Origin of the sequence: Pantoea deleyi (assembly GCF_022647325.1) — a bacterium.
Lineage (GTDB): Bacteria > Pseudomonadota > Gammaproteobacteria > Enterobacterales > Enterobacteriaceae > Pantoea > Pantoea deleyi.
The window spans coordinates 1,726,009-1,743,953 of record NZ_CP071405.1 but is presented as its reverse complement, the minus strand read 5'-3'; the positions used below and the strand labels follow the sequence as shown (position 1 = coordinate 1,743,953).

At 54.9% G+C, this 17,945-nt stretch carries 19 protein-coding genes and 3 pseudogenes; 11 read left to right on the top strand and 11 right to left on the bottom strand.

The window, feature by feature from the left end; genetic code table 11:
* Positions 1-217: 217 nt before the first annotated feature.
* Positions 218-693: pseudogene (locus J1C59_RS08175) on the bottom strand (phage portal protein); the annotation flags it as partial.
* 63 nt (positions 694-756) lie between these two features.
* On the opposite strand from J1C59_RS08175, the pseudogene lysC reads away from it, so the two are divergent.
* The 3 genes and pseudogenes from lysC to J1C59_RS08160 all read left to right on the top strand — a co-directional run.
* Positions 757-918, top strand: a pseudogene (lysC, locus tag J1C59_RS08170) (Rz1-like lysis system protein LysC); the annotation flags it as partial.
* Entirely contained in the window at positions 851-1,318 is a 468-nt protein-coding gene (locus J1C59_RS08165; RefSeq protein WP_128083876.1) for a phage tail protein, read from the top strand. The pseudogene lysC and the gene J1C59_RS08165, both read left to right, overlap by 68 nt.
* Entirely contained in the window at positions 1,315-1,782 is a 468-nt protein-coding gene (locus J1C59_RS08160) for a phage virion morphogenesis protein (RefSeq protein WP_128083875.1), read from the top strand. The genes J1C59_RS08165 and J1C59_RS08160 overlap by 4 nt, the downstream gene beginning before the upstream one ends.
* Here J1C59_RS08160 and J1C59_RS08155 read toward each other — a convergent pair.
* Positions 1,767-2,993: a DUF3644 domain-containing protein gene (locus tag J1C59_RS08155; protein WP_128083874.1), complete on the bottom strand. Its 1,227-nt coding sequence runs from the start codon at positions 2,991-2,993 to the stop codon at positions 1,767-1,769. The genes J1C59_RS08160 and J1C59_RS08155 overlap by 16 nt on opposite strands.
* Before the next feature lie 141 nt (positions 2,994-3,134).
* Here J1C59_RS08155 and J1C59_RS08150 point away from each other — a divergent pair.
* Positions 3,135-3,439, top strand: a pseudogene (locus tag J1C59_RS08150) (phage baseplate assembly protein V); the annotation flags it as partial.
* 270 nt (positions 3,440-3,709) lie between these two features.
* On the opposite strand, the gene J1C59_RS08145 reads toward J1C59_RS08150, so the two are convergent.
* Positions 3,710-4,150 carry a WapI family immunity protein gene (locus tag J1C59_RS08145; protein ID WP_128083873.1) on the bottom strand — a complete coding sequence of 147 codons (441 nt, stop codon included), beginning with the start codon at positions 4,148-4,150 and terminating at the stop codon, positions 3,710-3,712.
* Positions 4,151-4,167: 17 nt separating this feature from the next.
* A complete protein-coding gene (locus tag J1C59_RS08140; protein ID WP_242281374.1) occupies positions 4,168-4,953 on the bottom strand; it encodes a hypothetical protein in 786 nt (261 codons plus the stop codon).
* A gap of 52 nt (positions 4,954-5,005) precedes the next feature.
* Here J1C59_RS08140 and J1C59_RS08135 point away from each other — a divergent pair, with 52 nt between their 5' ends.
* Together J1C59_RS08135 and J1C59_RS08130 are read left to right on the top strand one after the other, a co-directional pair.
* Positions 5,006-5,239 (top strand): hypothetical protein, encoded by a 234-nt coding sequence (locus J1C59_RS08135; RefSeq protein WP_422615481.1) that lies wholly within the window; start codon positions 5,006-5,008, stop codon positions 5,237-5,239.
* A gap of 53 nt (positions 5,240-5,292) precedes the next feature.
* Positions 5,293-5,616: a tyrosine-type recombinase/integrase gene (locus J1C59_RS08130; protein WP_128083872.1), complete on the top strand. Its 324-nt coding sequence runs from the start codon at positions 5,293-5,295 to the stop codon at positions 5,614-5,616.
* Between the two features lie 260 nt (positions 5,617-5,876).
* Here J1C59_RS08130 and J1C59_RS08125 read toward each other — a convergent pair whose 3' ends face one another.
* Genes J1C59_RS08125 through copC form a run of 3 tightly spaced genes read right to left on the bottom strand, consistent with a single transcriptional unit; the run spans position 5,877 to position 7,509 of the window.
* Entirely contained in the window at positions 5,877-6,224 is a 348-nt protein-coding gene (locus J1C59_RS08125; RefSeq protein ID WP_111138829.1) for a YebY family protein, read from the bottom strand.
* A gap of 26 nt (positions 6,225-6,250) precedes the next feature.
* Positions 6,251-7,126 (bottom strand): copper homeostasis membrane protein CopD, encoded by an 876-nt coding sequence (copD, locus tag J1C59_RS08120; protein ID WP_128083871.1) that lies wholly within the window; start codon positions 7,124-7,126, stop codon positions 6,251-6,253.
* 5 nt (positions 7,127-7,131) lie between these two features.
* Complete coding sequence (gene copC / locus J1C59_RS08115; RefSeq protein ID WP_128083870.1) at positions 7,132-7,509, bottom strand: copper homeostasis periplasmic binding protein CopC; 378 nt, start codon at positions 7,507-7,509, stop codon at positions 7,132-7,134.
* Between the two features lie 151 nt (positions 7,510-7,660).
* On the opposite strand from copC, the gene J1C59_RS08110 reads away from it, so the two are divergent.
* Positions 7,661-7,894 carry a DNA polymerase III subunit theta gene (locus tag J1C59_RS08110; RefSeq protein WP_128083869.1) on the top strand — a complete coding sequence of 78 codons (234 nt, stop codon included), beginning with the start codon at positions 7,661-7,663 and terminating at the stop codon, positions 7,892-7,894.
* Positions 7,891-8,562 carry an exodeoxyribonuclease X gene (gene exoX, locus J1C59_RS08105; RefSeq protein WP_208721830.1) on the top strand — a complete coding sequence of 224 codons (672 nt, stop codon included), beginning with the start codon at positions 7,891-7,893 and terminating at the stop codon, positions 8,560-8,562. The genes J1C59_RS08110 and exoX overlap by 4 nt, the downstream gene beginning before the upstream one ends.
* Here exoX and J1C59_RS08100 read toward each other — a convergent pair.
* Positions 8,556-10,619, bottom strand: a complete 2,064-nt coding sequence (locus J1C59_RS08100) for a prolyl oligopeptidase family serine peptidase (RefSeq protein ID WP_128083868.1) — start codon at positions 10,617-10,619, stop codon at positions 8,556-8,558. The genes exoX and J1C59_RS08100 overlap by 7 nt on opposite strands.
* A gap of 127 nt (positions 10,620-10,746) precedes the next feature.
* Complete coding sequence (locus J1C59_RS08095) at positions 10,747-11,403, bottom strand: tellurite resistance TerB family protein (protein ID WP_128083901.1); 657 nt, start codon at positions 11,401-11,403, stop codon at positions 10,747-10,749.
* Between the two features lie 165 nt (positions 11,404-11,568).
* Between J1C59_RS08095 and purT the strand changes: the two genes are divergently transcribed.
* Positions 11,569-12,747 carry a formate-dependent phosphoribosylglycinamide formyltransferase gene (gene purT, locus J1C59_RS08090; protein WP_128083867.1) on the top strand — a complete coding sequence of 393 codons (1,179 nt, stop codon included), beginning with the start codon at positions 11,569-11,571 and terminating at the stop codon, positions 12,745-12,747.
* A 34-nt stretch (positions 12,748-12,781) separates the two neighbouring features.
* On the opposite strand, the gene J1C59_RS08085 is transcribed toward purT, so the two are convergent.
* Complete coding sequence (locus J1C59_RS08085) at positions 12,782-13,420, bottom strand: bifunctional 4-hydroxy-2-oxoglutarate aldolase/2-dehydro-3-deoxy-phosphogluconate aldolase (RefSeq protein WP_128083866.1); 639 nt, start codon at positions 13,418-13,420, stop codon at positions 12,782-12,784.
* Positions 13,421-13,634: 214 nt separating this feature from the next.
* The gene (gene zwf / locus J1C59_RS08080) at positions 13,635-15,110 is read right to left on the bottom strand and encodes a glucose-6-phosphate dehydrogenase (protein ID WP_111139774.1); all 1,476 of its coding nucleotides are present in this window, start codon (positions 15,108-15,110) and stop codon (positions 13,635-13,637) included.
* Positions 15,111-15,473: 363 nt separating this feature from the next.
* Between zwf and hexR the strand changes: the two genes are divergently transcribed.
* Both hexR and pyk read left to right on the top strand, forming a co-directional pair.
* Positions 15,474-16,352 carry a transcriptional regulator HexR gene (hexR, locus tag J1C59_RS08075; protein WP_167498244.1) on the top strand — a complete coding sequence of 293 codons (879 nt, stop codon included), beginning with the start codon at positions 15,474-15,476 and terminating at the stop codon, positions 16,350-16,352.
* Positions 16,353-16,459: 107 nt separating this feature from the next.
* On the top strand, positions 16,460-17,902 hold the full coding sequence (gene pyk, locus J1C59_RS08070) for a pyruvate kinase (protein ID WP_128083865.1): 1,443 nt from the start codon (positions 16,460-16,462) through the stop codon (positions 17,900-17,902).
* The last annotated feature ends 43 nt before the right edge of the window (positions 17,903-17,945 follow it).

Here is a 17,945-nt window from a genome sequence, read left to right as displayed (position 1 = left end):
GGAATAATTTTTTTCAAGAACATAACCTATCCTGATTTAATATGACCCCGTCAGGTTACGACTGCCTTTTTATACGACGCGTAAACGCGACGACGCGCCCGGAGCATCTCGCGAGGTAGGTTGATCTGGGTCAATTTTGGGGAATTTGTACCGAAGATTAATCCGGGCTTCTGCCGCATCCCCGAAGCTGACAGTGTTGTCGAAGTCATACCCATCATTTGCGGCGTAACAGCGTCGCCGCCTCATTCAGCCAGGCGTATCAGTGGCGCTGAGGTATTCCGGCAGGCCGTAAAGCTCCTGATCAATATCCGGCTCCAGCAGGTGAAACACGCTGCCGCCAATAATTCGTTGGGTTCTTTCCAGTCATTTATAAAGCAGTAAACGCCATCCTTATCGTCCCTGCGGGTGAATTTGACCGGGGTGGTTTTAAGGCGTAGCGGCTTACCCAAGCTGTTGCGGCACAGCTCGGTAAAGGCATTACCAAGAACCAGATAATCCAGCACAAACCTGCTGACTCATCATCGGGTGCGGAATAAACGTAGAGGCCAGAATGATGCGTTTTACGTATATCGGCGAGCTGTGATGCACGGCCAACCGCAGGCTCTTAGCCAGCCCGCCAAAGCTAACAGAAGGCCCATGTCAGCGCCCATTACCGATGCACTCGGCATAACCCAGAATGTCACGCTTATCCATGGCCAGCGTTGGATCGTCAAAGGGAAATGCCACGGGTGCTACTACGGTGCAATAGCCTGTAACGGCTGCGCGGCGGCGGATAATCGCCAGCTTGAGGCCGCACTCGCCGCCTGCGGGCTGCAGGTCGAAATCATCAAAGACTGCCAGGAACAACACGATGCTGAAACCACAACAACTACGCCAGGCGCTGACCGACAGCGTACCGGAGCTGCAGCGAAACTCTGACACGCTGAACGTGTTTATCGACAGCGGGCGCATCGTCTCGACGCTTGCCAGCTCGCTGTCGTTTGAATACCAGTACCGGCTTAAAATGGTCATTACCGACTACGCCGGTAACATCGACCTGCTGATCGTGCCGCTGCTTGCCTGGCTGCGAACGAATGAGCCCGACATTATGGCAAGCGAGGAAAAGTGCCGGACGGGCTTTACCTTTCAGGCGGATGTTATCAACGACACGGCCAGCGATATCAACATTGAGCTGCAGCTGAGCGAGCGCGTGATCGTGAAGCGGGCCGACGACGGGCTGCACGTGACCCACGTCGGCGAGAACACGCTGCCGGAGAATGAAGCCCGGCCGGTGCAGCTTTATGTTCATGGCGAGCTGGTCAGCGAGTGCCAGACATGAGCGAGCTGCAGCGGGTAAATTACCGGCTGGAGGCGCTTATCAGCAGCCTGTCTGCCCCGGTGCGTAAAGAAATGGCGCGAACCATCGCGAAGAAGCTGCGCGAGAGTCAGCAGCAGAACATCAAGCGCCAGCAGGCACCAGACGGCACGCCGTTTAAAGCCCGAAAAGCGCAGCCGGTGCGCAGCAAAAAGGGCCGTATAAAGCGCGAGATGTTCGCAAAGCTACGCACCGCTAAGTACATGAAGACGCAGGCCAGCCCCAATGAAGCCGTGATCGAGTTTGCGGGTAACGTGCAGCGCATGGCCCGCGTGCATCATTACGGGCTGCGTAACAGGCCATCGCGCAAAGGGAAAGAGGTGCAGTATGAATTACGGCGGTCACTATGTTTTAATCATGATCATTATGAGGCAATAACTAATTGCCTCATTGATTTTTTCAAAGTGAACCTTCATTTTTTTGTATAATGTGCATCCATAAAGTTGAATACAGATTCACTATAGAAAAACTTAAAAATACTATTTGGGTTTGAGGGTTCTAATCTTCGCTCTCGGCAGTATTTCTCACCTGAGTTTTTGATTTGCCGGTGCAATTCGTGAAATTTTGCATTCCTTAAAAAGTCACTATATCTTGCATTTAATTTTTGAGTAAGTGCATCATATGTTAGAGGATATCTTTTTAGCATATCCTCTTCTGTGAAAGTTATTGAAGTGGCTTTAGAGTCATTGGTCATCATAAACTCGATGGCTTCATCTGATGATGTCTTTATCAATTTAGTGGATAGACGCAACGAAATACTAAAGTTAGGATCGGCATCGTCCTTGTGGGACTCTTCCATTTTTTCCAAGTATGATTTTAGGTTATCAGCCGAGTGATTCAACACGCTAAAACTCTCGATATCGCTAAGATGATAAAGAGAAACTGGCATTAGAAAAAAATTATACTTTCTGAAATCATAATCAAACCAATCAATAGATAATGTCATGTAGTTCTTTAAAGATGCTGTACCTATACATTGTATCTTTGTGCTAAGTGACATATCTTCATGGATGAAATGAACAGCATGATCGCGAATCTCGATTAATAATTTAATGTTGTCCTCAACGATCCTTTTGAGACATCCATTAGCGGATAAAATATTTATTGCTTTGGATATGCTTATAGTTTTGGGTGAGCCTGACTCGGTTACTTCAACCTCCCCCTTAGACTTTAAGTAAATTGAACTTTTATCATCCCCATTCATTGATAGGATCTTCGCTTTTAGTAATAATTCCCATGCATTTATCATCAGGATTGAAAAGCTCTCTTCTCTAAACTTAAAATCTGGCTTGTTATAAACCTCAATTGCTGTAATGCATGCGGAAATCGACTTTTCCAAAATGCTTTCATAAAAACTCCTAGGTATGTTTTCATTCTGGCTGTGATGTTTAATAAAGGTCGACAAACTAAAAGAGTCAAACTTTGGAGAAACAAATAACTTATTGTTTTCTTTTGTTATAAATGTTGACCATTTTTTTGATAGGTAAGTTCTAACTGTGCTTTTTCCCCAGCCGGTTTTGTTAGCGATCTCATCTAATGTGAAGTGTTGCTTGGATAGTTTTTTTTCTGATAAAAAATTGAAAGCAATTTCGATCTTTTCATTTTTATTGAAACTATAAGGGCTTGGCTTCGTTTCCATATGCAGTTATCCCATATCTAGTATTAAGTTTTAAAAAATGCACGTTCATCGCTAAACAAACAGCGGCGGCTAGTCATTGTTTGAAAACAGATTCATCCTACTCACATGAACTCAATCGATCAAATTTCTGAAATTTAGCGCCTGCTGCGCAACCTGATCCGTATTAGAACCGTGTCGGCCGTCAATCTCGACGGCGGGCTGTGCCGTGTCGATACGGAAAAAACACAACCAACTGGCTGCACTGGCTGAGCGCACGCGCGGGTAAAACCCGCTCTTGGAATGCGCCGTCAGTAGGTGAGCAGGAGCTTGTTTTGTGCCTCGGCGGCGAACTTGATACCGGCTTTGTGCTGCCGGGAATTTTCTCCGATGAAAACCCGGCCCCGTCAGCCTCGGCCGATGCGCTGCACTGGTCATTTCCTGACGGCACGCTGACCGACCTCGACCCTATCCGGCATTCGCTGTCTGACGCTGCAACCAGCGAAAAGTTGGCACGCATGAGTAAGGCCAATGGCATCACCCAGGGATGGCAGACGTGGCTGCTGCTGTGCATTATCACAGATACACATAAAGCCCCGCTAACGTCGTAGATGAAATACATTCAGGCGGTGCAGGCCGCTGAGGTCACAAATGCGCCAGATATCAGCTGGCCAAAAAGCCTGAAGGAAAATTCGCTTTCCGACTGAAGTTTTCTGTTAAAAATTACAATGGCAGAATGTTTAATTCTGCCATTGAATCATTTCATCAAGTCGATTCAGAATGCCGGGAAAATAGCTTTCATCAAGGCCAAAGCTGCCTTTAACCTGGACGCTGTCGGCATGTGGTTCCGGGCGAAGAATAAAATCAATAGTTACGCCATCAATACTTTTTTCATTGGTCAGTATCATATCCAGTTGATGAGTATCGCTCTGATAGTTAAACGACTTGATCTTTTGCTGATTAATAATCGCCTGATGAAAAGCTGAAAATTCCTTTTTCAGCATTTTCAATTCTCCAACGGTGAACTCCGTCTTAAAGGCCACTTTCAGGCCGCTTACTGAAAACTCCACCCAGGACTGTATCCAGTCCCAGTGATGGTTAACAGGATCGGCTTCGTTATCTACTACGCGTTCAAAGGGAGCGATTGTGAATGTAAACTCTTCATTCCTAATATCAAACATCGAAATTTCCTTGTCAGCTAATAAAAATATTTAAAATGAGATATTGTCCAGTCTGATTCTCTGACTATTATTTCAAGTTTGTATTTCTGATGAACATAGTCCCTTCGCTGCTTATCGTAGCGCAGTTTATAAATATCCGTTTCGTATCGGAACATTCCTTTTCCTTCACGAGGGTCTGGCATTCGCTTACCAAAACGAATAGCTCTTTCCTGAATCTGCAAAGGTACATACCGACTGGGTTCAAGCATATGTCTTGCTGCTGTTTCGGTCATTTTCAGGTTGCGCGCATGCAGCCCGATTTTAAGCCGCCCTCGCAAAAGAGATATGGTCCCTTGACTGATTCTGGCTGTAATAGCCGTGCGCGCGCCTGACTCAAACAAAACTCGACCAGTGCGAAAAATACGGAAAACACCAAACGCAAATAATGCAATATCAGTGGGATCAATCAATGGTGTTTCAAGCGGCGCTTCTTCCAGCCTGACAAAATGTCCCTGCACATCATAAATCTGCCATAAGCCCGGAGCCTGCGCCACCGTGTAACCGATACACATACCGCTGCTTTCATCTGTTACGGGCTTTGCATTTGCTGGCAAATGACCGGGGCGAATCTCAAAAAAAACGCCCTCAGGCAATCTTGATTCAAATGTGTAGTAGCGTCCGTGTTCCTCTCTTGTGGCTGTTCCTGAGCGCATTCTCAATCCCTCGTTTATGACACTGGCTGTTTTATAGTGCCACAGGAAGATAAAACGATCATTACCCGTTAGTTGCCTGTTCGCATGCCAGCAAAGTGCAACCGCAAGCATGGCCCCGCCTGACCTGACACCCTGAGAACACGCTCAAAACGGAGTGCATCAGATGTCCGATTATTATCACGGTGTCCGCGTTGTCGAGGTCAACAACGTCACGTGCATCATTACAACCGTATCAACCGCTCTCGCAGGCATGGTCTGCGCCGCGCAGGATGCGACAACCTTCCCACTCCATACGCCGGTGCTTATCACCCATATGCAGAACGCGGTCGATAAAGCAGGTAAAAAAGGCAACCTCGCCGCCGCGCTGCAAGCCATTGCCGACCAGTCAAACCCGTGACTGTCGTTGTGCGAGTCGCTGAAGGTGCCGACGAAACCTAAACTACGTCCAGTATCATCGGCGGCACAAATGAGAACGGACAGTTTTATCGGGTCATTCGCCTGGCCGGTATTGAATTACCCGAAGGCCAGATAAGCCATGTACTGCGCCATAGCTTTGCCAGTCACTTAATAATGGCCGGGGGAAAGATGATCGTGCCGCAATGTATTCTCAGGCATTCCAACATCAGGGTAACGATGCGTTATGCGCACTTCGCGCCTGATTATCCTGAAGATGCAATTCGCTTCAATTCGCTGGCGTTTATAACGAAGAAAAATGGCGGCAAAGAATTCAGGAGAGGAGAACAGAAGGTAACAGAATGGGAAATAACTCATTGATAAAGAGATAAGTTATTGTTGTTAAATACCAGCTAAAAAAAGACCGAATACGATTCCTATATTCGGTCCAGGGAAATGGCTCTCAGGGAGCCGTGCGCTAAAAGTTGGCATTTATGAAGGCGGTGACGCCTTGCCATTTAAGGTTAGATCAGCGCGGGGGAAATGCCAGTAAGCGGAGGGCAAGAGGCCATAAACCCGACCAGTTTGTGATCGCAACGGCAAAAAAGATCAGGCGCAGCTGGCTGCCGCACCCGATGGGCCTATTTACCGCACAGTGCCTGGGTGCGCTCGATGATCGGCTGCAGACTCATCATCTGGCCCGGATGCGCTTTATCTTCGCTCTGAATCACGCTGATTGGCTGCGCTTTCACCTGTTTGTTCTTAAACAGCTGGTCTGCGATGTCGTTCAGCGGATATTGCATCAGGGTGCTCGGGTTGATGGCAAACAGCGCCCCATCTTTCTCGCAGGTCAGCATCACCTCTTCACGATTGAAGGGCCACTTCTCCTTGCCAATCTCAAAGCGGCTGACGGTAATGATTTGTGCCGCCAGCGCCTGGCCGCAGAGGGATAACAACAGGATTGCGGGGACCACTTTCTTCAGCAACATAAAGACCCTTTTCTCTCTTAACGATTTCAGGCTGGCGACAGCGTGGCAAAAACGCTGACCAGCCCAACCACTCCGCACGCCAGCAGCAGTTCAAGCTGCGTCATGCGAATAAATTTCTGCTGCGTTCCGCTGCCCGCCAGACGAAAGCGCGGAACCAGCCAGTAACGGTTAAACAGCGCCACGCCGACCATCAGGGCAACCAGCAATACTTTGTACAGCAGCAACTCAATATAGCGCGAGTCCTGCCGGGCCAGCGGCCAGCCCGCGATCATCAGGCTGTTAATGACCCCGCTCAGCAGCGTCAGCGCCACCGCCAGGTGCCCGTAGCGTGAAAACCGCATCATGGTGCGGATAGCATCGGTGCGGCGATCAATCTGACGCGCTTCGCGCATCAGCAGCAACAGGGGCAGTAACCCCCCAGCCCAGAACGCGGACGCTATCAGATGCAGCGCATGGTTGAACGGCTGCAGCACGCCGGCCCAGCCATCGCGCATCGCGGCGTGCCCAATCAGGGCCATTGCGACCAGTTGCAGTACGCCCGCCAGCAAAAGCAGTGGAGAGCGAACGCTGCCGGTCACGAACAGGGCGCCAGCGGCCAGCAGGCTGAACAGGATCTCACCCTGCCAGACCGTACCAAAATGCGTGCTCAGTACCGCCATCCAGATAGCGGCGTCGGCCAGATGCGTGCTGTCACCGCTCATCAGCACATTCTGACAGGCCAGCATCGCCAGCGCAGTGAGCAGCGCCAGCCAGGCACTCCCTCTTATCAGCGGAAAGAGTCGCCCGGTCAGTTGCGGACGATAACGCCGCGGCGCCAGCAGCGCGCTGAAACAGGCGCTGCCCGTCAGCAGCATCACGGCGGCGAAGTGCAACGCCCGCAACACTATCCAGAGGGTAGTCACCGGCCTTACTTCACGCTGAAGCGATAGTGTCCGGCCGTTTTGTGTCCATCGACCGACAGGACATGCCAGTTAACCTGATAATCTCCCGCCTTCAGCGGCTGCGACAGGCCCACAATCAGCTGCTTTTTCTGGTCAGCGGCCACGCGGGCTTTATCGGTGGCAACGGGCTTCTGATGGCTGTCCACCAGCGTCACGCCGCTGAAGGCCGCTTCGATATCTTCACTGAAAGTCAGCGTCAGGGTATCGGGGGAAGCGGCCACCTGCGCATTGTCAGCCGGGGCCGAGGAACGAAGATGCGCGTGTGCGGCAGCCAGCGAGCTGAATGCCATCGTCCCGGCGGCCATCAGCGCAATAACCACACGAGAAATACGTTTTTTCTGCATAAGATCATCCTTTTAACCGCCGCCGGGGCGACAAATGAGGCAAAAGGATACGCTGCTGTATTTGCACTGTCGAGGCCAGCGATGCGATCCTTTATCCTTGATTCAGACCGTCGAAAACATTACTTTTGCCCGCTGTCCTCAGGAGAATATTATGAGTCATAACCTTGCCCGACTGACCCAGGAAGAGAAAGACAGGATTAATGTCGATCTGGCGGCCGCGGGCGTGGCGTTTAAAGAGCGCTACAACATGCCGGTGGTGGCCGAGATGGTCGTGCAGGAGCAGCCCGAAGCGCTGCGCGACTGGTTCCGTCAGCGTCTGATGCACTATCGCCAGGCCTCACTCAGCCTGTCGCGTCTGCCTTATGAACCGAAGATGAAATCATGATGTTTCGCGTTATCGATACCGAAACCTGCGGCCTGCAGGGCGGCGTGGTCGAAGTCGCCTCCGTGGATGTGGTGGATGGGCAGATTGTGAATCCCATGAGCGACCTCATCCTGCCTGACCGCCCGATCAGCCGTCAGGCGATGGCGGTGCATCGCATCACCGAAGCGATGGTGGCCGGTAAACCGACCATTGAAGAGGCGATTCCGCGCTATTACGGCAGCGCTTTTTACGTGGCGCACAACGCCAGCTTTGACCGCAGGATGCTGCCGGAGATGTTTGGCGAATGGATCTGCACGATGCAGCTGGCGCGTCAGCTCTGGCCGGGCATTAAGTATGGCAATCAGGCGCTGCGTCATTCGCTGAAGCTGGATGTGACGCCCCCTGCCGATCTGCATGCCCACCGCGCGCTCTATGACTGCTATGTCACGGCGGCGCTGCTGATCCGGATCATGGAGACCTCGGGCTGGAGCGCGTCCGAAATGATTGTCCGTTCACAACCGGCAGCCCAGCGCGACGACATCCTGCCGTTCGGCAAATATCGCGGCCAGGCGATCGCGGTGATTGCCCGCAAGGATCCGGGCTACCTGAAGTGGGTGCTGGAGAATGTCAGCGACCTGCGCCCGCCGTTGCGACAGGCGCTGCGAAAATACCTGACCGAGCCTCAGTAATCCTGGGCTGGCGGCAACGTGCCCTGCGCCAGCCCCAGCAGGAAGGTATATTCCATCGCAATCCCCTCGTAAGCTTTGTAGCGTCCCGACTTACCGCCGTGCCCGGCATCCATGTCGGTGCAGAGCAGCAGCAGGTTATTGTCGGTTTTCAGCGATCTCAGCTTCGCCACCCATTTCGCTGGCTCCCAGTACTGCACCTGCGAATCGTGCAGTCCGGTGGTAACCAGCAGATGGGGATAGGCTTTCGCCTCCACGTTGTCATAAGGGCTGTACTGGCGGATGTAGTGGTAGTACTCCGGATCGTTGGGATTCCCCCACTCGTCATACTCGCCGGTCGTCAGCGGGATCGACTCATCGAGCATTGTCGTGACCACATCCACAAACGGCACCTGCGCCACGACCCCGTGAAACTGTTGCGGTGCCAGGTTAATCACCCCGCCCATTAACAGCCCGCCCGCGCTGCCACCCATCGCATAAAGCCGATCGGGATGGCCGAATCCGCGTGCCACCAGCGCCTCCGTCACCTCAATAAAATCGGTGAAGCTGTTCATTTTGTTGAGCAGGCGGCCACCGTCATACCACTGCTGTCCCAGCTCGCCGCCGCCGCGCACCTGGATCAGCGCATAGACGAAGCCGCGATCCAGCAGGCTCAGGCGGCTGACGCTGAAATCGGCGTCCATGCTGCTGCCGTAGGCGCCGTAGCCGTAGACCAGCATCGGGTTCTGCCCCGGCTGATAGTGTTTACGGTGATAGACCAGCGACACCGGGACTTCAGTGCCGTCGCTGACCTTGATCCAGTGATGCTCGCTCCGGTAATCATCTGCGTTGAAGCCCTTCACCGCGCTCTGTTTCAGGATGCGCCGTTCGCCGGTGTCCATGTCCAGCTCAAACAGCGTGGTCGGCGTGGTCATCGATGAGTAGCCGTAACGCAGTTTGCTGGTGCGTGGCGAAGGGTTGTAGGCCAGCCAGGTGACATAGGTCGGATCGTCAAAGGCGATACCGCTGGTTTCGCCGCTGGCCCAGTTGATCTGCCGCAGGCTGGTTAAGCCGCGCTGACGCTCCTCAACCACCAGCCAGTCGCGGAACAGCTGAAAATCTTCCATCACCACCGACTCCCGCGCCGGGATCAGCGTCTCCCAGCGCGACTCGTCCAGATAACGGCTGCGATAAAGCCCGAAGTTTTTGCCTTCCCGGTTAGAGCGAATAAAAAACTGGTGATCGTAATGATCGATGCTGTACTCATGATCGCGGCGGCGCGGCAGAAAGACATGCGGCTGCGCGTCGGGAAAATTAGCATCAATCAGCTGGATTTCGCTGGTGTTGGTGCTGTAGAGCGCGATCATGATGAACTGTTTGGAGGTGCTTTTATGGACGCTGAGATGATAGGTGTCATCCTGCTCTTCATAGACCAGCTGATCATCTGACTGCGGCGTGCCCAGTTCATGACGCCAGACCTGATAGGAGAGCAGCGTCTGCGGATGCTTGCGCACATAGTAGACGGTGCGCGAATCGTTGCCCCAGGCGAAGCTGGAGGAGGCGTTGCTCAGCACCTCAGGATACCAGCTGCCGCTCTCAAGGTTGCGAAAGCGAATACCATACTGGCGTCGCGACAGAAAATCTTCCGCCAGCGCCATCAGGCGATTATCCGGGCTGATATGCAGCGCACCCATGGTGTAAAACTCACTGTGCGAGGCGCGCTGATTGGCGTCCAGCAGCAGAGTCCACTCCCCCGACTCGTCACTCGCGGCGGGCTGGCGATAATAGGCCGGGTACTCATTACCGCTCTGATAACGGCTCTGATAGCGGTAGCCATTTTTTACATAGGGCACCGAGTGATCTTCGGGCGGCAGCCGATCGATGATCTCTTTTAACACCCGCTCCTGCAGCGGCTGCTGTGATGACATGATCTTTTTGCCGTAATTGTTCTCGGCGCGCAGATAATCAAGGACTTCGCTGTTTTCACGTTTGTCGTCGCGCAGCCAGTAGTAGTCGTCTATGCGCGTCTCGCCGTGCAGCGTCATCTCATGAGGAATTTTTTTTGCGATGGGGGCTTTCATCCATCTCTCTCCGTGAACGTCATGATCTGTAAGCGTAACACTTCAGCAGCCGGAAGCCAGAGGCGGGACAGAGGGGTTCCGCTGACGGGGGTTGAAACCTGCCCCGTCAGCGGTGTGTCAGCGGGGATTATCCGGCGGGGAGTCGGGCTTTTTCTTCGTTGAGATCCTGCTGGATGCCGTCGCGGACATCCTGCGGGATTTTCAGGGCGTCGCCCAGCGCAGAGAGGTAGCTGCGCTCCATAAAATGATCGATATCGATGGCCGCGCAGCTCAGGAAGTAGAGCTCCAGCGCCTCCTCCTCATTTCTGACATCGGCGGCCAGCCACTGCGGATCGAGCGGACGGTTCATCGCCTTCTGGATCAGCCGCTCCGCCTCCTGCCCGTAGCCGGCCTGGTGAATATTCTGCTCAATGGCAGCGCGCTCCTGATCGTCGATGTGTCCGTCGCTTTTAGCGGCAAACACCAGCGCCGTCACCAGGCGTTCGGCACGCTGGTCAACCGGCGTCTGCGTTACGCCAAACTCAGGTTCATTCTGGTGCGCTTCGCTGACCCGCTGTTTATATTTGCTCCACAGCACCGCGCCTGCGGCGGCACCGCCGCCGATAATCAGCGCTTTGCCACCATATTTCGTCAGCAGCTTACGCGACGATTTACTGGCGATCAGCATTCCGGCCAGACCGCCCAGCGCACCGGGCGCGAGCATATCGCTCAGGCTGCCTCCCGCTTTACCCTCACCCCCCTTTTTCGCCAGCACGGACTGAATCTGTTGCAACCAGTTAGTCATCATCCACTCCTTTTACAGTATCAGCCTGCTATCCTGGCGAAACGGATGTCAGGAAACGTCAGAGCGGGAAAAGTAAGGCAAACGGCAGCGTAACCGCGACGAAAGATGAGAACGCAAACGTTTTCGTTTATACTGCGGCCGAATTCTGACTGCTTAGGTGAATGTATGACAACTCTCGGAACCGCGCTGCGTCCGGCAGCGACGCGCGTGATGTTATTGGGTTCAGGTGAACTGGGAAAAGAGGTGGCGCTGGAGTGTCAGCGTCTGGGTGTGGAGGTGATCGCGGTGGATCGTTACGCCGATGCGCCAGCGATGCACGTCGCACATCGCAGCCATGTGATTAACATGCTGGATGGCGCAGCGCTGGCCGCGCTGATCGCAGAAGAGAAGCCTGACTTTGTCGTACCGGAAATCGAGGCGATCGCCACCGATATGCTGGTTGAGCTTGAGCAGCAGGGTCAGCGCGTCGTGCCGACCGCCCGCGCCGCCCGGCTGACCATGAATCGCGAAGGCATCCGTCGTCTGGCCGCCGAAGAGTTATCCCTGCCGACCTCCCGCTACCGCTTTGCCGACAGCAAGGCGAGTTTCGATGACGCCGCCGCCGAAATCGGCTTCCCCTGCATCGTGAAGCCGGTCATGAGTTCCTCCGGTAAAGGCCAGAGCTTTATCCGTGATGGCAGCCAGCTCGATCAGGCCTGGGCATATGCGCAACAGGGTGGCCGCGCCGGTGCCGGTCGCGTCATCGTCGAAGGCGTGGTGAATTTCGATTTCGAGATCACCCTGCTGACCATCAGCGCCGTAGACGGCATTCATTTCTGCGCGCCGATTGGTCACCGCCAGGAGGATGGCGATTATCGTGAGTCCTGGCAGCCGCAGCAGATGAGCGATGTGGCGCTGCAGCGGGCGCAGGATGTGGCTGCGCAGGTGGTGAAGGCGCTGGGCGGCTATGGCCTGTTTGGCGTTGAGCTGTTTGTCTGCGGTGATGAGGTAGTGTTCAGCGAAGTCTCGCCGCGTCCGCATGACACCGGCATGGTGACGCTGATTTCGCAGGATCTGTCGGAGTTTGCGCTCCACGTCCGGGCATTCCTCGGCCTGCCGATTGGCGGGATCCGCCAGTATGGTCCGTCCGCGTCCGCCGTGATCCTGCCGCAGCTGGACAGCCAGAACGTGCAGTTTGTGAATGTTGAAGCGGCGCTGGGTGCGGGTCTGCAACTGCGCCTGTTCGGTAAACCGGAGATCAGCGGGCAGCGTCGTCTGGGCGTTGCGCTGGCCAGCGGTGACAGCACCACACAAGCGATTGCGCGTGCCGTTGCCAGCGCAGCTGCGGTCACCGTTCAGGGATAAAGGTGTGCGGTGAGCCGATGCTCACCGCCATCACTTACTTCGCGCCCTCGACCGCTTCGCGGGCCAGCCGGGTGATGCGATCCCAGTCGCCCGCTTCCAGCGCGTCGTTTGGCACCAGCCAGGAGCCGCCGATGCAGAGCACGCTTTTCAGCGCCAGATAGTCGCGGTAGTTCGCTGGCGAGATACCGCCGGTCGGGCAGAAACGCACCTGCGGAAAAGGTCCGCCAATCGCCTGCAGGGCTTTCACCCCACCATTCGCTTCCGCCGGGAAAAACTTAAATTCGCGCAGGCCGTAGTCCATGCCGGTCATTAACTCAGAGACGGTGCTGATCCCCGGGATCAGCGGAACCGGCCCTTCAACGGCGGCTTTAAGCAGGGAGTCGGTTACGCCAGGGCTGATGACAAACTGTGCGCCAGCGTCGGTGACTTCCTGTAACTGCTGAGGATTGATGACCGTGCCCGCGCCCACGATCGCCTCCGGCACCTCTCTGATCATTGCACGTAAGGCATCCATCGCAACGGGCGTGCGCAGCGTGACTTCCAGCACTTTAACGCCACCCGCCACCAGCGCCTTCGCCATCGGCACCGCATGTTCCAGTTTATTGACAACGATGACCGGCACCACAGGCCCGGTGGTCAGAATCTGTTCGGCACTCATTTTCCAGTTTTTCATCAGTTCCCCTTGCTTGATAACACCGGGATTGCGGCCCGGTCATGGAGCATCCGCTCCTGCCCTGTAAGTTGCGCCACTACCATACATGATCCCCTTCGTGAGCGTCTATCCTCCTGCGCCCATTTTGAAACGGCAGTTCAATTTTTGGGGATCGCCGGCATTCTGGCTTCAGGCGAAAAAAAAGCCCGCGTTGCGGGCTTCTTCATGATGCTGATTATTCAAACTCGTTCCACGAACGACCATCGCGGGTGATCATCGCGACCGATGCCACCGGGCCCCAGGTGCCCGCCTGATACGGCTTGGAAGAATCGCCATCGGCGGCCCAGGCGTTGATGATGGAATCCACATAGGTCCACGCCGCTTCCACCTCATCACGGCGGACGAACAGCGCCTGAATACCGCGCATGCTCTCCAGCAGCAGGCGCTCGTAGGCATCGGCCAGGTGCGACTGGTTAAAGGTCTCGGAGTAGCTCAGGTCCAGCTTGGTGGTCTGCAGTTTGTGCTTGTGATCCAGACCCGGCACTTTGTTCAGGATTTCGATATCCACCCCTTCATCCGGCTGCAGACGAATCGTCAGCTTGTTCTGCGGCAGCTCAGAGTAGGAATCCTTGAACAGGTTCATCTCCGGGTTTTTGAAATAAACCACAACTTCAGAGCATTTGGTCGGCAGACGCTTACCGGTACGCAGGTAGAACGGCACGCCCGCCCAGCGCCAGTTGTCGATATCCACGCGGATAGCCACGAAGGTCTCCGTTGAGCTGGACTTATTCGCTCCCTCTTCTTCCAGATAGCCCGGCACTTTTTTGCCCTGCACGAAGCCCGCGGTGTACTGACCACGCACGGTCTTCTCGCGCACGTTGGTCTGGTCGATGCGGCGCAGCGAGCGCAGCACTTTGACTTTCTCATCACGGATGCTGTCAGCGCTGAGATCGGACGGCGGCGACATGGCGATCATGGTCAGGATCTGCAGCAGGTGGTTCTGGATCATGTCACGCATCTGACCGGCTTTGTCGAAGTAACCCCAGCGGCCTTCGATCCCCACCTCTTCGGCCACGGTGATCTGCACGTGGTCGATGGTGCGGTTATCCCAGTTGTTGACGAAGATTGAGTTGGCAAAACGCAGCGCCAGCAGGTTCAGCACGGTCTCTTTGCCGAGATAGTGGTCGATACGGAACACCTGGCTTTCATCAAAATATTCGCCAACGCTGTCGTTGATCTCCTGCGAGGTCTCCAGCGAGGTGCCCAGCGGCTTCTCCATTACCACGCGCGCCGGTTTTGCATTCAGCTTCGCGGTGCCCAGCCCCTGACAGATCGCGCCAAAGGTGCTTGGCGGCATCGCAAAGTAGTTAATGGTGGTGCGGTTCTTCTGGTCCAGCATCTTGCCCAGTTTCGGGAAGTGCGTGGTGTCGTTGACATCGAGGTTGCAGAAGTCGAGACGATTGCTGAGTTTGTCCCACAGCGCTTCGTCAATCTTCTCCTTCATGAAGGTTTCCAGCGCTTCACGTACCACTTTGGTGTATTCCGCTTTGTCCCACTCGGCACGGCCCACCCCAATGATGCGGGTTTCAGCGTGGATCTGACCCGCTTTCTCTAACTGATACAGTGAAGGCAACAGTTTACGGCGTGCAAGATCGCCTTTGGCACCGAAAATCACCAGATCGCATGCCTGGGCTGTTTGTGTTACCGCCATTTTCCTCTCCTCATTGCAGGATAGTCCGGTGGGGATGCATCCTCTGCCACCGGGTCCAGGTTATTATTTTACTGAGCACACTCTACTTTTTTCCCCGCGCCAGGTAAACCGACTCGCCGGGTCAACCGCATTAACTCTGTACCGGATAAGCGCAGTGCGTGTGATGACCCGTGCGGATGGCCATTTTTTTCTGTTTCTGCTGGTGTCAGGAAAATCTGACGCGGGTCAAAGTATCTCAAATCTGTGGGCAATCGGCTTGTCCGCCGTTGCGCCTGCCGGGTGCTGACGCGATATAGTCTCTGTTATTCCGCCGCGACGACAGTGATAATTGAAATTGATAAAAGTGATGATGGTCATTGCCTTATGAATATGCTGGAAAAGATTGAGGCGCAGTTCGCTGCGCTGAGCAAAGCGGAACAGAAAGTCGCCCGGCAGATTCTGGCTGCTCCACAGGCAGCGATACACTCCAGCATTGCAACGCTGGCACGGGAAGCCTGTGTCAGCGAACCCAGCGTAAACCGCTTCTGCCACCGGCTGGGCACACGCGGCTTTCCCGACTTCAAACTGCATCTGGCGCAGAGCCTGGTGACAAACAGCAACCGGGTCATCCACGGCGTGGAAGACGATGATGACGCAGAGCACTACAGCCGCAAAATCTTCGACTCGGCGCTGGCCGGACTGCAGCGGGTGCGGGATCAGCTGAACAGCGTTCATCTGCAGCAGGCGGTCACCCTGCTCGCGCAGGCCGACAAGCTCGCCTTTTTCGGGCTGGGCACCTCCGGCGTGGTGGCGCACGACGCCTTCACCAGATTTCTGCGCTTTAATCTGCCGGTCATCTGGTCGGACGATATTGTGATCCAGCGCATGAGTTGCATAAATAGTCGAGCCGGTGACGTTTTTGTTCTCATTTCGCATACTGGGCGCACAAAAAATATGGTAGAACTGGCTCGCCTGGCCCGTGTAAACGGTTCCACCGTTATTGCCATCACCTCTCCCGATTCACCCCTGGCCCACGAAGCAGCGATCGCTTTAGTGCTTGATGTAACGGAAGATACTGATGTCTGTTTGCCGATGGTATCGCGCCTGGCCCAGCTGACCGTGATCGATGTTCTGGCGACCGGTTTGACCCTGGAACGGGGAGCACCCTTCCGGGAAAACCTGAAACGCGTGAAAGAGGCGTTGAAAGCGTCGCGTTACGAAAAGCCCACACTGCGGGAAGAGGATGTTCAGCAAAAAAATTAACATCACATTTACAATGTGAGTCGTATCACAACCCGTCGATCATATAGAATAGATAACCATGTTGTGTCCTCCCACCGGGACACGCTTAAATGTTTACGGAGTCCTCGATGTCAAGACGTCTCAGAAGAACCAAAATCGTTACAACCCTCGGCCCGGCTACCGATCGTGATAATAACCTCGAAAAAATCATCGCTGCTGGTGCGAACGTTGTCCGACTCAACTTCTCTCACGGCACGCCGGAAGATCACCAGTTACGTGCTGACAAAGTCCGCGAGATCGCCGCAAAACTGGGGCGCCACGTCGCGATCCTCGGTGACCTGCAGGGCCCTAAAATCCGCGTATCGACCTTCAAAGAAGGCAAAGTTTTCCTGAACATTGGCGACCGTTTCCTGCTGGATGCCAGCCTGGGTAAAGGCGAAGGCGATAAAGAGCGCGTCGGTATCGACTATAAAGGGCTGCCGGAAGATGTGGTGCCGGGCGACATCCTGCTGCTGGACGACGGCCGCGTGCAGCTGAAAGTGCTGGAAGTTCAGCAGATGAAGGTGTTCACGGAAGTAACCGTAGGTGGCCCGCTGTCGAACAATAAAGGCATTAACAAGCTGGGCGGCGGCCTGTCGGCGGAAGCGCTGACCGAGAAAGACAAGGCGGACATCATCACCGCCGCGAAGATTCAGGTCGATTATCTGGCCGTCTCCTTCCCACGCTGTGGCGAAGATATGAACCTGGCGCGTCGCCTGGCGCGCGAAGCGGGTTGTGAGGCGAAGCTGGTCGCTAAAGTGGAACGTGCCGAAGCCGTCGCGACTCAGGAAGCGATGGATGACATCATTCTCGCCTCCGACGTGGTGATGGTGGCGCGTGGCGATCTGGGCGTTGAGATTGGCGATCCGGAACTGGTCGGCATCCAGAAAGCCCTGATCCGCCGCGCCCGTCAGCTCAACCGCACCATCATTACCGCTACCCAGATGATGGAGTCGATGATCACCAATCCGATGCCTACCCGTGCCGAAGTAATGGACGTGGCGAACGCCGTGCTGGATGGCACGGACGCGGTCATGCTCTCCGCGGAAACCGCAGCGGGCCAGTATCCGGCGGAAACCGTCTCGGCGATGGCGAAGGTCTGTCTGGGCGCAGAGAAGATCCCCAGCGTCAACGTCTCCAAGCACCGCCTGGATGTGCAGTTCGACAACATCGAAGAGGCAATCGCGATGTCCTCCATGTACGCCGCGAACCATCTGCAGGGCGTCACAGCGATCATCACCATGACCGAATCGGGCCGTACCCCGCTGATGACCTCACGCATCACATCGGGCCTGCCGATTTTTGCCATGTCACGCCATGAGCGCACGCTGAACCTGACCGCGCTCTACCGTGGCGTTACGCCGGTCTTCTTCGACAGCAACAACGACGGCGTCGCGGCAGCCCACGATGCAGTTAATCTGCTGCGCGACAAAGGCTTCCTGGTGTCCGGTGATCTGGTCATCGTGACACAGGGTGACGTGATGGGCGCGACCGGCACCACCAACACTTCGCGTGTACTGCGTGTGGATTAATTGAGCCCGGGTTGACATTGTCAGTGTAGAATCATCAGCGCGA

Excerpts from the sequence above, each read along its gene's own strand:
- J1C59_RS08145 (WP_128083873.1), bottom strand. The coding sequence starts at position 4,150 with ATGTTTGATATTAGGAATGAAGAGTTTACATTCACAATCGCTCCCTTT.
- J1C59_RS08085 (WP_128083866.1), bottom strand. The coding sequence starts at position 13,420 with ATGAAAAACTGGAAAATGAGTGCCGAACAGATTCTGACCACCGGGCCT.
- J1C59_RS08140 (WP_242281374.1), bottom strand. The coding sequence starts at position 4,953 with ATGCTTGCGGTTGCACTTTGCTGGCATGCGAACAGGCAACTAACGGGT.
- pyk (WP_128083865.1), top strand. The coding sequence starts at position 16,460 with ATGTCAAGACGTCTCAGAAGAACCAAAATCGTTACAACCCTCGGCCCG.
- hexR (WP_167498244.1), top strand. The coding sequence starts at position 15,474 with ATGAATATGCTGGAAAAGATTGAGGCGCAGTTCGCTGCGCTGAGCAAA.
- J1C59_RS08165 (WP_128083876.1), top strand. The coding sequence starts at position 851 with ATGCTGAAACCACAACAACTACGCCAGGCGCTGACCGACAGCGTACCG.
- J1C59_RS08110 (WP_128083869.1), top strand. The coding sequence starts at position 7,661 with ATGAGTCATAACCTTGCCCGACTGACCCAGGAAGAGAAAGACAGGATT.
- copC (WP_128083870.1), bottom strand. The coding sequence starts at position 7,509 with ATGCAGAAAAAACGTATTTCTCGTGTGGTTATTGCGCTGATGGCCGCC.
- J1C59_RS08160 (WP_128083875.1), top strand. The coding sequence starts at position 1,315 with ATGAGCGAGCTGCAGCGGGTAAATTACCGGCTGGAGGCGCTTATCAGC.
- J1C59_RS08100 (WP_128083868.1), bottom strand. The coding sequence starts at position 10,619 with ATGAAAGCCCCCATCGCAAAAAAAATTCCTCATGAGATGACGCTGCAC.
- exoX (WP_208721830.1), top strand. The coding sequence starts at position 7,891 with ATGATGTTTCGCGTTATCGATACCGAAACCTGCGGCCTGCAGGGCGGC.
- J1C59_RS08125 (WP_111138829.1), bottom strand. The coding sequence starts at position 6,224 with ATGTTGCTGAAGAAAGTGGTCCCCGCAATCCTGTTGTTATCCCTCTGC.
- zwf (WP_111139774.1), bottom strand. The coding sequence starts at position 15,110 with ATGGCGGTAACACAAACAGCCCAGGCATGCGATCTGGTGATTTTCGGT.
- purT (WP_128083867.1), top strand. The coding sequence starts at position 11,569 with ATGACAACTCTCGGAACCGCGCTGCGTCCGGCAGCGACGCGCGTGATG.
- J1C59_RS08095 (WP_128083901.1), bottom strand. The coding sequence starts at position 11,403 with ATGACTAACTGGTTGCAACAGATTCAGTCCGTGCTGGCGAAAAAGGGG.
- J1C59_RS08135 (WP_422615481.1), top strand. The coding sequence starts at position 5,006 with ATGTCCGATTATTATCACGGTGTCCGCGTTGTCGAGGTCAACAACGTC.
- J1C59_RS08155 (WP_128083874.1), bottom strand. The coding sequence starts at position 2,993 with ATGGAAACGAAGCCAAGCCCTTATAGTTTCAATAAAAATGAAAAGATC.